This is a genomic window from Mesorhizobium sp. WSM4983, assembly GCF_029625765.1.
In the GTDB taxonomy this organism is placed as follows: Bacteria; Pseudomonadota; Alphaproteobacteria; order Rhizobiales; family Rhizobiaceae; genus Mesorhizobium.
Map to the genome: position 1 here is coordinate 35,145 of NZ_JARTVM010000011.1, position 13,532 is coordinate 48,676.

Annotated in this window: 10 protein-coding genes and 1 pseudogene; 10 read left to right on the forward strand and 1 reads right to left on the reverse strand. The window is 58.8% G+C overall.

Going from position 1 to position 13,532, the window contains the following annotated elements:
- The first annotated feature begins 58 nt into the window (after positions 1 to 58).
- The 4 genes from ehuC to P9254_RS24035 all read left to right on the forward strand — a co-directional run bounded on the left by ehuC (position 59) and on the right by P9254_RS24035 (position 3,522).
- Positions 59 to 730: an ectoine/hydroxyectoine ABC transporter permease subunit EhuC gene (ehuC, locus tag P9254_RS24020; RefSeq protein WP_063169346.1), complete on the forward strand. Its 672-nt coding sequence runs from the start codon at positions 59 to 61 to the stop codon at positions 728 to 730.
- The gene (gene ehuD, locus P9254_RS24025; protein ID WP_063169345.1) at positions 727 to 1,395 is read left to right on the forward strand and encodes an ectoine/hydroxyectoine ABC transporter permease subunit EhuD; all 669 of its coding nucleotides are present in this window, start codon (positions 727 to 729) and stop codon (positions 1,393 to 1,395) included. Before ehuC ends, ehuD begins: the two co-directional genes overlap by 4 nt.
- A 119-nt stretch (positions 1,396 to 1,514) precedes the next feature.
- Entirely contained in the window at positions 1,515 to 2,291 is a 777-nt protein-coding gene (gene ehuA / locus P9254_RS24030) for an ectoine/hydroxyectoine ABC transporter ATP-binding protein EhuA (RefSeq protein WP_063170381.1), read from the forward strand.
- A gap of 562 nt (positions 2,292 to 2,853) precedes the next feature.
- On the forward strand, positions 2,854 to 3,522 hold the full coding sequence (locus tag P9254_RS24035; protein ID WP_176477193.1) for a hypothetical protein: 669 nt from the start codon (positions 2,854 to 2,856) through the stop codon (positions 3,520 to 3,522).
- Between the two features lie 248 nt (positions 3,523 to 3,770).
- Here the strand turns inward: P9254_RS24035 and P9254_RS24040 are convergent.
- Positions 3,771 to 4,841 (reverse strand): annotated as a pseudogene (locus tag P9254_RS24040) (IS5 family transposase).
- Between the two features lie 715 nt (positions 4,842 to 5,556).
- Between P9254_RS24040 and P9254_RS24045 the strand changes: the two are divergent.
- The 6 genes from P9254_RS24045 to P9254_RS24070 all read left to right on the forward strand — a co-directional run bounded on the left by P9254_RS24045 (position 5,557) and on the right by P9254_RS24070 (position 13,119).
- Positions 5,557 to 7,236 carry an ABC transporter substrate-binding protein gene (locus P9254_RS24045; RefSeq protein WP_063170379.1) on the forward strand — a complete coding sequence of 560 codons (1,680 nt, stop codon included), beginning with the start codon at positions 5,557 to 5,559 and terminating at the stop codon, positions 7,234 to 7,236.
- Positions 7,233 to 8,222 carry an ABC transporter permease gene (locus tag P9254_RS24050; RefSeq protein ID WP_063169344.1) on the forward strand — a complete coding sequence of 330 codons (990 nt, stop codon included), beginning with the start codon at positions 7,233 to 7,235 and terminating at the stop codon, positions 8,220 to 8,222. The genes P9254_RS24045 and P9254_RS24050 overlap by 4 nt, the downstream gene beginning before the upstream one ends.
- Complete coding sequence (locus P9254_RS24055) at positions 8,219 to 9,151, forward strand: ABC transporter permease (protein WP_063169343.1); 933 nt, start codon at positions 8,219 to 8,221, stop codon at positions 9,149 to 9,151. The genes P9254_RS24050 and P9254_RS24055 overlap by 4 nt, the downstream gene beginning before the upstream one ends.
- Positions 9,148 to 10,158 carry an ABC transporter ATP-binding protein gene (locus tag P9254_RS24060; RefSeq protein WP_063169342.1) on the forward strand — a complete coding sequence of 337 codons (1,011 nt, stop codon included), beginning with the start codon at positions 9,148 to 9,150 and terminating at the stop codon, positions 10,156 to 10,158. The genes P9254_RS24055 and P9254_RS24060 overlap by 4 nt, the downstream gene beginning before the upstream one ends.
- A complete protein-coding gene (locus P9254_RS24065; RefSeq protein WP_063169341.1) occupies positions 10,151 to 11,152 on the forward strand; it encodes an ABC transporter ATP-binding protein in 1,002 nt (333 codons plus the stop codon). Before P9254_RS24060 ends, P9254_RS24065 begins: the two co-directional genes overlap by 8 nt.
- Before the next feature lie 233 nt (positions 11,153 to 11,385).
- The gene (locus P9254_RS24070; protein WP_244514363.1) at positions 11,386 to 13,119 is read left to right on the forward strand and encodes a CocE/NonD family hydrolase; all 1,734 of its coding nucleotides are present in this window, start codon (positions 11,386 to 11,388) and stop codon (positions 13,117 to 13,119) included.
- Positions 13,120 to 13,532 lie beyond the last annotated feature (413 nt).

Here is a 13,532-nt window from a genome sequence, read left to right on the forward strand (position 1 = left end):
GCTATGCGTCTGACCGCTCCCCGGCCCTTGGCCGGTAGGCGGTCAGTGGGGAGGGCATATGAGTAAGGTCGATCTCAGCTTTATCTTTGCCGTGCTCACCAAGGGCGTCATGACTACGGTCATCGTCACTCTTGGCGCCTGCGTCGTAGCGATCGTCCTTGGGCTTTTCGTGGGCCTGACCCGAGTCTCTCCCCGTCGGCAGTTGCGCTGGTTCAGTATCGCCTACATCGAATTCTTCCGCGGGACGTCCATGCTGGTTCAGCTCTACTGGTGGTTCTTTGTATTGCCGATTTTCGGTATTTTCCTGTCGCCGTGGACTGTCGGAATTTTGGGGATCGGAATGAATGCCTCTGGCTACGCAGCCGAGTATGTCCGCGCCGCCATTCAGGCCGTTGATAGGGGCCAGTATGAGGCATCTACAGCGCTCAATTTTTCGCGGCTCACCATGATGCGGCGTATTATCCTCCCACAGGCAATGCGCGCCATGCTGCCGACCTGGGGTAACATGCTCATCGATGTGCTTAAGGGTAGCTCGCTCGTCTTCTTCATCACCATTCCCGAATTTACTAGCGCCGCCAAGCAGGCGGCCGACGCAACTGGCGATTATATGCTGTTCTTTGCGGTTGCACTATTCGGTTATTACATCATCGCGCGCGCCCTCATCACTCCTTTCGTGCGCTGGCTGGAACGCCGCGTCTCGCGCGGTTTCGTTCGGGAGCAGGTGGCTTGAAGATCTGGGATTGGTCTTACGTATGGGAGGCTTTCCCATATCTCTATCAGGGAGCGATCGTCACCATTGAGGCTACGCTGCTCGGGTTTGCGATCGCGCTGATATTGGGTCTTGTCTTCGCGATGATTCGCCAGTCGCCAAACCGCTACGTCTCGACCACCATGGCGGAGATCGTGGAGTTTATCCGTTCAACGCCCTTGCTGCTGCAGTTGTTCTTTGTCTATTTCGTTGGTCCGCAGATCGGAATCTTCATTCCTGCCTGGACGGCGGGAGTTGGCGTGCTGGGGATCCACTATGCAGCCTATTGTTCCGAAGTCTTCCGCGGCGGCATCGAGAATGTGGATGGCGGCCAGTGGGAGGCCTGTACGGCACTAAACCTTTCGCGAACGCGGACCTGGCGAACAATCATTCTGCCGCAGGCGATCCCGCCCATGGTGCCAGCTCTGGGCAATTACTTCATCGGCATGTTCAAGGACACGCCGGTCCTGGCGGCAATCTCGATCTTCGAGATGCTGCAGCAGGCGAAAAATTTCGGGGGCAATAACTATCGATACATAGAAGCGATCACTATGTGCGGCTTCTTCTACTACGTGTTCAGCTTGGTTGCTTCCGCTATCGTGCAGTCGGTCCGCGTCTGGCTCAACCGCCGCTACCATCTGCAATAGGGAGGCCTTATACTATGAGCGAATTTGTGCTTCGCTTCGAGGACGATCTCACGAAGCGCCCTAGGGCATCAGCCAGGCGGGACGAGCTTGACCTCGATATCAGGCGCAGCGAAAAAGTCATGAACGAACCCATAGTTCGCTTCGAGAACGTCACAAAGCGCTACGGCGCGTTGACGGTGCTGGACGAACTCAATCTCGAGATCGCACGCAACGAGAAGGTGTCCATCATTGGTCCGTCCGGCTCGGGCAAGACCACCGTTCTGCGCATGCTGATGACGCTTGAGCACATCAACGGGGGGGTGATATGGGTCGACGGTGAACCGTTGACGCATACGCAGAAGAACGGCCAAATAGTGCCGGCGAGCGAGCGTCATCTCCGTCGCGTGCGTGCCAAGATCGGTATGGTGTTCCAGCACTTTAACCTGTTCCCGCATATGACTGCTCTGCAGAACTGCATGGAGGCGCCGATCTCCGTCCTTGGGCTCTCGAAGAAGGAGGCGGAGGCCCGAGCGGCAGAGCTGCTCGACTTGGTGGGCCTCGGCGACAAGAAGAACCATTTCCCGATCCAGCTTTCCGGGGGCCAGAAGCAACGCGTGGCGATCGCTCGGGCGTTGGCCATGCGGCCCAAGGTGATGCTGTTTGACGAGGTGACATCAGCGCTTGACCCGGAACTGGTTGGAGAGGTGCTCAACGTCATCCGCAAGCTCAGCGCCGAACATGACCTCACAATGCTGATGGTCACGCACCAGATGGGCTTTGCCAAGGAGTTCTCCGATCGCGTGTGCTTCTTTTCTGGCGGTAAGATTGTCGAGCAAGGCCCGCCCAGCCAGCTTTTAGGCAATCCGCAAAACGAGCGAACGCAGCAGTTTCTCAATGCGGTGCTGGAGACGAGGTGAGTTGCGGGTTGTGCCGCTAGTTGAGTTATCCCGTGGGTGGCTTCCGGGCAGGAACTGGTCCGTTCGGAGCAGGCTGCCCTGCGACGAACCTACGCGCGGTTTTTCAGGGCCGGGTTGATGTCGAGGTTACTGCCCCAGTTCATTCAGGACTGCATAACTAGGATCGTCCGGTCCAAGCCCCAGATTGGTCGAGTTAGGTAAATAGCGCTGCCCGTTCGGCAGTTGCGAGCTTGAAGATCTGATGTGCGTTCAATCTGCCATTCAGGGCATCTGGGCTCTGGAAAGTGCCCTAACACGATTGTCTGACGGCGGACGCAAACCCGGTATCCTACAGGCCCGGGGAGGGTCGCACAAGCGTTCTGCGGTTTCCCAGTTTTTACGGCTTTCATGCGAATGCACCAAAACAATGCCGACTTACTGCGCCTGGAAAGGCATGTTTCTCTGAAACAGCCGTTTCGACGCTGTTAAATTCGTGCATTCAGAGAGAACCTGTATCGCGCAGGTGATGGGCATTTGCTGCCGAAATCACCATCTTAGCTGCTTCCAGAAGAAGGATGCTTCCGTGACAACTCAACAAAGGGCCCTCGGAATTATTGGGCTGGAGATCGGACTTCCGCCTCGTGAATTTCCGCCACCGCAACCGGAGTCGGTCTTCAACCCGGCAACTTTCGACTTCCCAATTATAATAGAGACCGCGGCCGGGGCTTTGGAGGAGAGGGTCATTCCCGGTGATGCTTCTCTCGAGCCGGCCTACATTGCAGCTGCCAGGCGGTTGGTCGAGCGCGGAGCAGTCGCGATAACCGGGGACTGCGGGTTCAGTATCCGGTACCAGGCTGCAGTGGCCGCGTCTGTCGAAGTCCCGGTGGCCATGTCGAGCCTGCTACTGGCGCCCACGCTACTCCGGCAGCTTCCAGCTGACGCAAAGCTCGCCGTTGTGGCCGCAGACTCAAGACACTGCGGCAAAGAGCTGCTGGGCATAGATTCATCCGCAGAGGCAAGAGTAGTCATCGGCGGCATTGAAGGTGACGCGTGGCCGGCTGGTGTTGTTGAAATGGAGTCGGAGGTTGCAGCCTGTGTCGCGCGACTTGGCGCCGCACATCCGGGGATTGCCGCCCTCCTATTTGAATGTACATTGTTCCCGATGGTGACGTCAGCAATCCGTCGTAGGACAGGACTGCCCATCTATGACGCCGCGACCCTTTATCGGATGACATTCGCGTCCGTGGCTTGACCGCTTGGAGGCCACTATCCCAAAATATGAGCTCATGTCTGGTATGAGTTGCGGCTCGTTATTGTAACACACGTCCGCATCTTGTCGAATACTCTGTCGAGACTGGATCCTCGATTTCCGAGGTCAGGACGCGGTGCCTGAGATGCAGGTTGGATTTTTGGAACTCGTGCTGGTCGACCGTGATCCAGACGCTAAGCGGCGACCGACTTCGGCCGGAGTTGAAGCAGGGCGATCAAGGGCCACAAAAATCACTTCAGCCACCTGAGCAGGAGGGAGAAGTTGTATCCGGCGGCGGCCAGGACGGCGTTGAGGGCGTCGCCCTGCTGGCCGGCGAGGTAGTTGCGGCCCATGCGGTGTTCGTTCTTGATGTGGCCGATATGACGCTTGCCAGCGTGTGGCCGTCATAGGGATTGCCGGGCAGCGCTTTTGCATGCAGGGCGAACTGGCCGCCCTTGGAGCGCTTCAGCGTGGTGGCCACCGACACCTTCACACCGAACTCGTAGGGCATATGCGCCTTGCCCTTGCCAATGCATTCCACCTCGTGCGCGTGCAGGCTGTAGATCTTGCGGCCGCGCTGGCGCTGGCGTTGCTAGAGAACGGTGGCGGCCTGGTAGAACGGCCATTTGAAGAGCGCGTCCAGCCCCGCATCGCCGGCGATCTGGCGAGAAATGTCGCGAATGGTCCGGCCGAGATAGGTCTTGAGCCTGCGCAGCGCCTTGTTGGCCCGCTTGAACTGCTTGGCGTGGGCATAGCGCTGGTGGCTGATCAGCGCCAGCTGATAGCTCTGGCGCAAATGGAGCTCCTTCCCTCTTGGCCAGCCGCACCAGCCGTTCGCGCGCCCGGTTGATGAGCTTGGCGTCGGTCGGGAACATGACGTTCTTCGGCTGCACGGTTGTGTCGACGATCACCTGGCGCGTGTCGGCCGGCTTCATCGCCCCGGTCTTGACCGCAAGGCTGAGGCTCTCCTGCAACAGCGCCACGATCCGCTCCTCGCCCATGCGGCTGCGCCAGCGCGTCATCGACGAGAGGTCGAACGGCAGCGTATGGCAAAAGAACGTCTCGCCGGTGAGATACTGGAAGTAAGGGTTCTCCACCCAGCGCTCGCACAGCACCTCATCCGACAGGTTGAAGGTGTGCTTGAGGATCGCCAGCCCCGCCATCAGCCGGGTCGGCAGCGGCGGCATGCCGGGGCCGTCCGAATAGACGGCGCCGAAACGCTCCTCCAGCACCGGCCGGTCGATCGCCTGCTTCATGTTGATGATCTGATCGAGCCTGGAGCGGAACAGGTCCTGCTCTCCCGTCTCGCGTGGCTTGGACATTCGCCGTCCCCTCGATTCGCCGCCGCCGAACCGAGTGAATCACGCTCCGCAGCACAAGGGAATCGCAAAACCGAATTGCAGGAAAACAGCGTCCAAATACCGCTAATCCTGCAATTCAAAAGACGCTATCCGCCTCAATCAAAAGGCCAGATCAATGGCTTGCGGATAGTTCACGGTCGACGAGCTGGCGGCCACGCATCAGGCTGGAGATCCATCAGCGTTTACATCGTTTTTCAACGGGCGGCTCAAGCTCCGTGTTGTTGCGCGGCGCGCAGCTTGTCGAACGCCTCTTAGACCGTCGTGTGCCGGAAGAGGATATCCTCTGGAATTTCGGCATCGACATTCCGACATCACACATCCGTGATAAAGGCGTTTGCGGCTCGACGGGACCCTCCAACCCGAGGTCGCGAACAGAACCTGAATGACTGCCTCGTTTGCTATATGCGAATTGTCCGTGGGCGCCGCCAGGAGCTGGAACCGGCCAATCGACTTTAATTCTGGCTAGCTGTGCCCAGAATCGAGAAAAACGCCGGATTCATGCAGGCACAGCGGCCAATTTGCAGGAACCACCCCCCTGGGCACTGCTACTTATCTGGAATGAGGGGACTGTGGAGCTTCCGTCAAAAGGAAGCCAGATGTTCCGGGTTGAGGCCGTAGATCATCGTGGTCGTGTGAACATGAAGTGATGATAAAGCCGGCAAACAGGGAGGATAAAATGAGCCAATACTCATATAATCGTCGTGCGCTTATGAAGGCAATGCTGGCGATTTCGGCGACCCCTTGGGGGATTAACTCGAGGGCGTTCGCCTCGTCGTGCGACGATCGCATCCTGCGAATCGGCGGACTGGGTGGAGGCCCTGATTCGATGAACCCCTTCGCCACTTGGGGCTCCTTTTGGCCCTTGGCTATTTGCTATGATTTCTTGGTCTGCATAGACGCCCAGCGATACGACGATCGAAAGGGCTTTGCCCAATCTTGGTCCGTCGCCGACGACAACCTCACTTGGACCTTCAAGATCTGGCCCGGCATGAAGTGGTCGGACGGCCAGCCTGCTACCGCTAGGGACGCGGCGTTCACTTATAGTTATTTGCACGATTCCATAGGCAAGCCCGACGAGCTAAACGTCGGGTGGAACAGCACCAGCGGTCTTGAGAACGTCGAGTCCATCAAAGCGTTCGACGACGAGACTTTGCAGATCGTGACCAAGTTCCCCGCGACCTGGCCAATAGACAATATCATAATGATCGTTCCCGAGCACATTTGGAAGGACATCAGCTATGCTGACGCACGCGTAACCTTCCGCAACGATCCGCCTTTGGTGGGTACGGGACCTATGATCGTTTCGGAGTTTCACCAGGGCCAGTTTACACGCCTGACGCCGAACCCCTATTTCCGTACGGGGAAGCCCCAAATCGCGGGGGTGATCCTGCGGTCCTTCGATGCCGCCGATCCGATTGCGCAAGGTCTTAAGAGCGGGGAACTCGATTATGGCAACTACCTGACGTCCGCCCAGTGGGCTGATCTCTCGAAGGATCCCGACATTGTAGTCGGTGAATCCCGCATAGCTCAGAAAACCTATCTCGCCTTCAACACCGCTTCGGGAGATGGCGCAGGTAGCACCAAGGCTCTGCAGGATCCGGCGTTTCGCGATGCGCTCGGCTACGCGATCGATCAGAAGGCCATCGTCGATCGAGCCATGCGCGGACACGCCGACCCTGGTGTCGGACTCGCAATGCCGGTGGCGGCCGATTACTATTCAGATCTGAACGACATCAGGCGCCACTTCGATCTCGCCGAAGCCAACCGCCGGCTTGACGCCGCAGGGTACCGGGACACGAACGGCGATGGCATTCGGGAGGACAAGGACGGGAAGAGTTTCCAGCTAGAGCTGGTGTCTGGACCTTCAGCAAATATAGAGATGCCGGTCGCGGCAGTGCAGTTTATCGCTGGCTGGTTGGAGCAAATCGGTATCCCTGTATCGGTGACTCGGCTCGACTCCGGTGCGCTGAGCGCCCGCGCCGCAGCTCCGGCGAAAGGCGGCGGAGGGTGGGATCTGCTCATTTCCGATACCTGGCAAGGCCCAACACCTAAAGACCTGCTCATCTTCGGCAGCAGCAATTCCATCGGCATCAAGAACAAGGCGTACTGGACGAATGCGGAGTTCGACAAACTGTTCGCGGAGGTGCAGGTCACCGTTGACCTCAAGAAAAACCAAAAGCTGGTCGACCAGGCAGCGCGACTAATTTATACTGAAGCGCCTTACATCGTACTATGTTACCCCACCCTGCTCGAAGCCCACCGGAGGGATTGCTTCGAGGGTTGGGGAAAGCAAGGCATCATGTCGATGGACAGCTACTTCCCATTCGATCGCTTGAAGCCGGTGCCCGCGCCGTGAACGGAGGGGGAGGGAGCCGTCACATCCTGCGCATCATCGTCAGGGCCTCTATAACCCTCCTGATGGTGGCAGTCCTGAACTTCATCCTATTCCGAGTTATTCCAGGTGACCCTGCATCTCTTTTGCTTGGCGGGGCGCGCGTCAGCGTCACCGCCGAGCAGATTGAGGCGCAGAACCAACGTTGGGGCCTTGACCGGCCGCTGTTCCCGGACCAGGCGGTCGACTACCTGTCGGCAACACTCCGCGGCGATTTCGGCTACAGCTTCAAGTTCAGGGGCAGGCATGTCGCAGACCTGATAGCGGAACGCCTGCCGGACACCATAGTCCTAGTCGGGGTTGCTCAGATAATGGCAATCGTTATTGGGGTGATGCTTGGGATCTACGCAGGCTGGCGCCGGGGAGGAGCCGGCGACCGTATCGCAACCGGAGCCTCTCTGGCGCTCTATTCTACGCCGGCTTTCTGGCTCGGCATGATCCTGGTGGTAATCTTCAGCACGGCATTGGGTTGGCTCCCGGGCTATGGTGCATACTCGCCCGGCCTGATCACGGGCTCTCTTGGTTCGTTCCTCGACTACCTGCAACATCTCACGCTTCCCGCCACTGCGGTGGCGCTTGGGCTAATCGGCCAGTACGTCGTCGTCGCTCGTGCCGCAATGAGTGACGTACTCACCGAGGATTACATGGTAACCGCACGGGCGAAAGGGCTGACCAACGGTCAAATGCTGATGCGTCATGCATTTCGCAATGCAATGCTACCGGTCGTGACCTTGATCACCCTCAATATTGGCTATGTGGTCGCCGGGGCCATCACTGTCGAAGCCGTTTTCGCCTGGCCGGGTATCGGCGGGCTGACGGTGGAAGCACTCAACGCACGGGACTACCCAGTCCTTCAAGGCATATTCCTGTTGCTTGGCGTTTCAATTGTTCTCGCAAACCTCGTAGCCGATCTTGCCTACAGCCTTCTAGATCCGAGGGTCCGACAATGAGCGACAATATTGTTCGATATTGCCCGCGAGGCCGGGCGCGCGCAATAAAAGGCTTTCTGCGTCAATTTCTCAGCTATGGCGGTGCTCAGGTGGGCCTCGTATGTCTGGTATTCTTTCTTGTTGTGGGAGCGGTCCCCAATATTCTGGCGGGACCGCTCCAGACTGCGATCAATGCAACTGGCGATTTCCTCGCACCCCCATCAGGCGAGCATCTGCTCGGCACGGACGAAATCGGGCGGGACGTGCTCAATCTGGTCCTCCATGGTGCCCGGATCTCGCTTACGATTGCGCTACTCGCGACTGTGATCAGCCTCGTCGTTGGGACTACAATCGGTACGACCGCTGGCTACTATGGTGGCAGGGTCGACGTCTGGCTGATGCGCTTGACAGACTTCTTTTTTGTCATGCCGTCCTTCGTGCTGGCGCTGGTCATTACACCCGTGGTTCTCGAGGTGATGGGGCGCGGTGGAGAAATCCTGGGCTTCCGTCCTTCTCTTTTCGTGATCATTGTCGTTATAGGCATGACAAGCTGGTCCTTTGTTGCACGTATCGTCCGGAGTCAGACACTGTCGCTTAAGGAGCGACCATTCATTGATCGTGCGCGCGTTGCGGGTAGCAGTAATTTCGGCATCATGGTGCGGCACATCCTCCCCAATCTCGTGCCGCAAATCGCAGCCAATGGTGCGCTGGTGGTCGCCAGCGCAATCTATGTCGAGACATCGCTCTCATTCCTTGGACTCGGGGACCCGTTGCAGCCTTCATGGGGCACTTTGCTTTCGCTCGCTCAGCGCGCCGGCGCGGCCAGTGCTGGAGCCTGGTGGTACCTCGGCGCCCCAGGACTGTGCGTACTCACGGTTTCGCTTAGCTTCGTCCTGATTGGCAGTGCCCTTGACGACACGTTCAATCCACGGCGGAGGGTGATCCCATGACCAGCTCCTCCCAGGACAAAACACCGCTTCTGGAAATAGACCGGCTCTCTGTCGATTATGGGCTCAAGGGCGTTTCATTGCGAGCAATCGACGGCGTAAGCTTCGCGCTCCGAGCCGGAGAGGCCGTGGGCCTCGTCGGAGAATCGGGCAGTGGCAAGACCACGACCGCGATGGCGATCGCTGGTCTACTATCACCCAACGCGCGGGTCAGCGGCGGCCAAGTGCGCTATCGTGGCAACCGACTGCCGATCGACGATGATGCGGCGATGCGGCCACATCGCTGGAGCGAAACGTCCGTTGTCTTCCAGGGCGCGATGAACGCACTTAATCCTGTTCACCGCATTATCAAGCAGATCGCCGAGCCATGCATGCTGAAGCTCGGCATGTCGCGGGGCGAGGCGACCAAGCGGGGAAGTGAGTTGCTTCAACTGGTCGGCATCCCGGCGGATCGTGGTTCCGCCTACCCTCACGAGTTGTCGGGCGGAATGCGACAAAGGGTGATGATTGCCATGGCGCTCGCGTGTCGACCTTCGATTATCATTGGTGACGAGCCCACCACAGCGCTCGACGTCATCACTCAGGCTCAGATCCTTAACCTGCTAGGCGACTTGCGATCGCAGTTGAGCCTCGCCCTGATTTTGATCACCCACGACCTTTCTGTGGTGGCTAAGTGTTGTGATCGCGTAATGATCATGTACGCGGGCCGCATCGTCGAGGATGGCACTGTCGCCGAGATTTTCGCCCAGCCCAAACATCCCTACACCCGACAGCTGATCGAATCGATCCCGAACCCAGCGAGCGGCAAAAAGATGATCCGGCCAATACCGGGTGATCCTCCCAACTTGGTGAATCGACCCTCGGGCTGCGCTTTCCATCCGCGTTGCCCGTCGGTCATGGGGGGGTGCGCGACCGAAGTCCCCAGCCTCAATAAGTTCGGGCGGGGACGTGTCGCCTGTCACCTTCACCGGTCCTTGACGCAAGAAGACAAGGTCGCTGTTCATGCCTGACACTGCCGGCATCCTGCGTCTCGAGAGCCTGCAAGTTCATTTTCCTATCCAGGGCGGTCTGTTCGACCGTGTCCTGGGCCGATCTGTCGGCGCCATGCGCGCGGTAGACGGGATCGACCTCAACGTCGGGCGGGGCGAGATCGTCGCCCTGGTCGGCGAATCGGGAAGCGGCAAGACCACTGTGGGCCGCGTCATCACCAAGCTTGCCAAGCCGACTGGCGGCAGAATGCTGTTCGAAGGCCGCGACATGAGGTCGGTAGAGGGCTTCTCGGCTCTACGTCCGTACCGGCGTCGCGTGCAAATGATCTTCCAGGACGCTTATCAGGCCCTCAATCCGCGACACACCGTGTTCGACATCGTGGCGGAGCCGTTGCAGTCCCTGCGGCTGGTCGGTAACGCCACTCAACTCGCCGACCGGGTGAGTGAAGCGCTTGCGGCCGCTGGGCTCAATCCTCCCGGCGATTTCTTCGCCCGCTTCCCGCACGAGCTATCCGGCGGGCAGCGCCAGCGCGTCGTGATTGCAGGAGCGCTTGCCGTCCGGCCGGAACTCATCGTTGCTGATGAACCTGTATCGATGCTCGATGTCTCGATACGCGCTCAGATTCTTCAGGTCCTGGTTGACTTGCGCGACAGGCACAACATGGCGCTGCTGTTCATCACCCACGATTTGCCCCTTGCCTGGCTGATCGCCGACCGGATTGCGGTCTTGTATCTTGGAAAATTGGTCGAGATTGGTAGCGCCGACGAGATCACATTCAACCCTCGCCATCCGTATACCGTCGCCTTGCGCAACGCCACACCGCAGATTGGCGGCAACGCAGGTCGCGCCGAGTTGCCGGCCCTGCAGGGCGAGGTTCCAAGTGCCGCGCGCGTGCCGAAGGGCTGCCGTTTCCATCCTCGTTGCCCGCTTGCCTTCGACCGTTGCAAAGCTGAGGAGCCGCCGGCGATCGAAGTTGGACCACAGCACCTGTCAGCCTGCTGGCTCGCTAAGTGAAAGGCATGCAATCAGCGCCACCCCAATGAGCGTATTCCATCTGGTATTGCACAGGCAGGTGGGCTGGAACACCACCATGCAGATAGAATGCTGAGACCCGTCGAAATTGGCCACTCCATCTTGAATCAGTCTCAATGTCTGGGAGGCACTCTGAAGTGTGTAATGAACTAGGCCCGATTAAACCGCCAACGCCGCGATACGAAGTGGTTTTGCAGACCGGCTTGCGCGTTCCAATGCGGGACGGCGTTGAGCTCGCCACGGACCTGTATCGGCCTATTGGTTACACTGGGGAACTCGGGTCAATCCTTATCCGAACTCCATACGGTAAGACGCCCTATCGCTGTCCGGTTGAGCCTCGCCACAAAGTGGCAAGAATGTTTGCTGGACAAGGGTTCGCTGTACTTGTGCAGGAGCGTCGTGGCGTCTTCGATTCCGGCGGCGTATACGCTAGGGAACATATAGGGGACGACGGTTATGACACGCTGTCCTGGATTTCGCAGCAGCCATGGTCGAATGGACGCGTGGGCACATATGGGTGCTCGGCGCTTGGTATCGCGCAGGTTTTGCTGGCGCAGTTGTGCCATCCAGCCCACCGATGCGCAATTGCGCAGGGATCGGGCGGCGCGAACGGCTCTGCCGGAGGGCGATATCGCAACGGGGATCTCCGTCTCGGCGGTGCGGTGGAGGTTGCCGCGTTTGTCCCCTGGTTCCACCAAACCGCAGCGAAGGACCGGTCCCGAGTGCAACCGAAAAGCGATGAGGAGTATCAGCGGGCTTTCGCGTCGCTGCCGCTCGTCAACATGCTTAAGAGCCTTGGGGGACCGCCGACTGACTGGGAGGACTGGGTCTCGCGTGACCCAGGCGATCCCTGGGGGGATCGGAATGGGATGCTTAGCGAGGACTCGACCATCGACGTCCCAGCCCTGTTCGTGAACTCGTGGTACGACGTGGGGGCTGCCGACGCGCTTCACCAGCAGCGCGTTTTTAGTGCTCGCGGATTGAGCCCGGCGGCACGCGATCACCAACATATCATTCTGTCGCCAGCCACGCATTGTGGCACCGAGAGTCTCAAAGCCCCGACGGTTATCGGCGAGCGCGAGCTGGGCGACGCGCGCCTGGATTGCTGGCAGATCTACCTGGACTGGTTCGACTGCTGGCTGAACGACAAGCCCGACCGGATCGAGGGAATGCCCCGCGTCCAGTACTACGTGATGGGTCGCAACGAGTGGCGTGCCGCGTCAGAATGGCCCCCTCTTGGTGTGGAACTGCAGCACTGGTTCCTCCGCAGCGGCGGGAATGCCGCGACCCGTCTAGGCGACGGGACTCTTGATGTAGAGCCTCCGAGTGCCGACGAGCCGGCTGACACGTTTACCTACGACCCTGGGGATCCGGCGCCGTTCTTGGGGATGGACGGCGGGAAGTCAAGTGGAACTACTATAGGACCCCGCGATTACCAGGACGTCCAGCTTCGTCCAGACGTCCTCTGCTTCACTTCACCGCCCCTCACAGAGGGCATGGAGGTTACCGGATTTGTCCGGGCGGTCCTCTTCGTCTCTTCTTCGGCCCCGGACACGGACTTCGTGGCCAGACTGTTGGACGTACATCCCGATGGCCGTGCGATTGACGTGGTGGACGGGATACTGCGCGTCCGCTATCGCGAGGGCTTTGATCGGGCTGTTTTCATGGAACCGAGCGTTATATGCAAAATCGAGATTGATCTCGACGCCACAAGTAATTGGTTTCCGGCCGGCCATCAAATTCGCCTGGAAATCACTAGTTCGGCCTTCCCGCGGTTCGACCGCAACCTGAATACGGGAGGTAACAACTGGGACGAAACTGAATGGGTAGTGGCTCGGAACACGATTCATCACTGCGAGCAGTTCCCCTCCCACGTACTGCTTCCTGTGATGACAGCGATGGGGTCCCATGCCGGCAAGGCGAATTTGAACAGCTTGCCGCCTGGCTAGCCTACCTCCACTATTTCAAACAAACGGTGATAACAAGCTGCGATCGGTCGGGGAGCCCGTCGCTTCTCACATCAAGCAGCTTGCCCCATCGGCCCGCGTCAATCAGCATGGAATGGGGGTCCATGGATCGGCACATAATGGCGGTGAGACTCACAATTGATGTTTTGCACAGCGGCGTAGGCGCGCTGTCACATTGATTTAAGCAATAGGGAAATTGGGGTGGCAACGCGCCATCATTGAGTGCCGGACCTGCTAGAGAAGCACGGTTGAGTTTCTTTTCAAACAACTTAGCAACGGCACAGAGTTCATCGTTGTACTGTGAATGCGACGAACACACCACCGTGCAGATAGAATGCTGAGACCCGTCGAAATTGGCCACTCCATCTTGAATCAGTCTCAATGTCTGGGAGGCA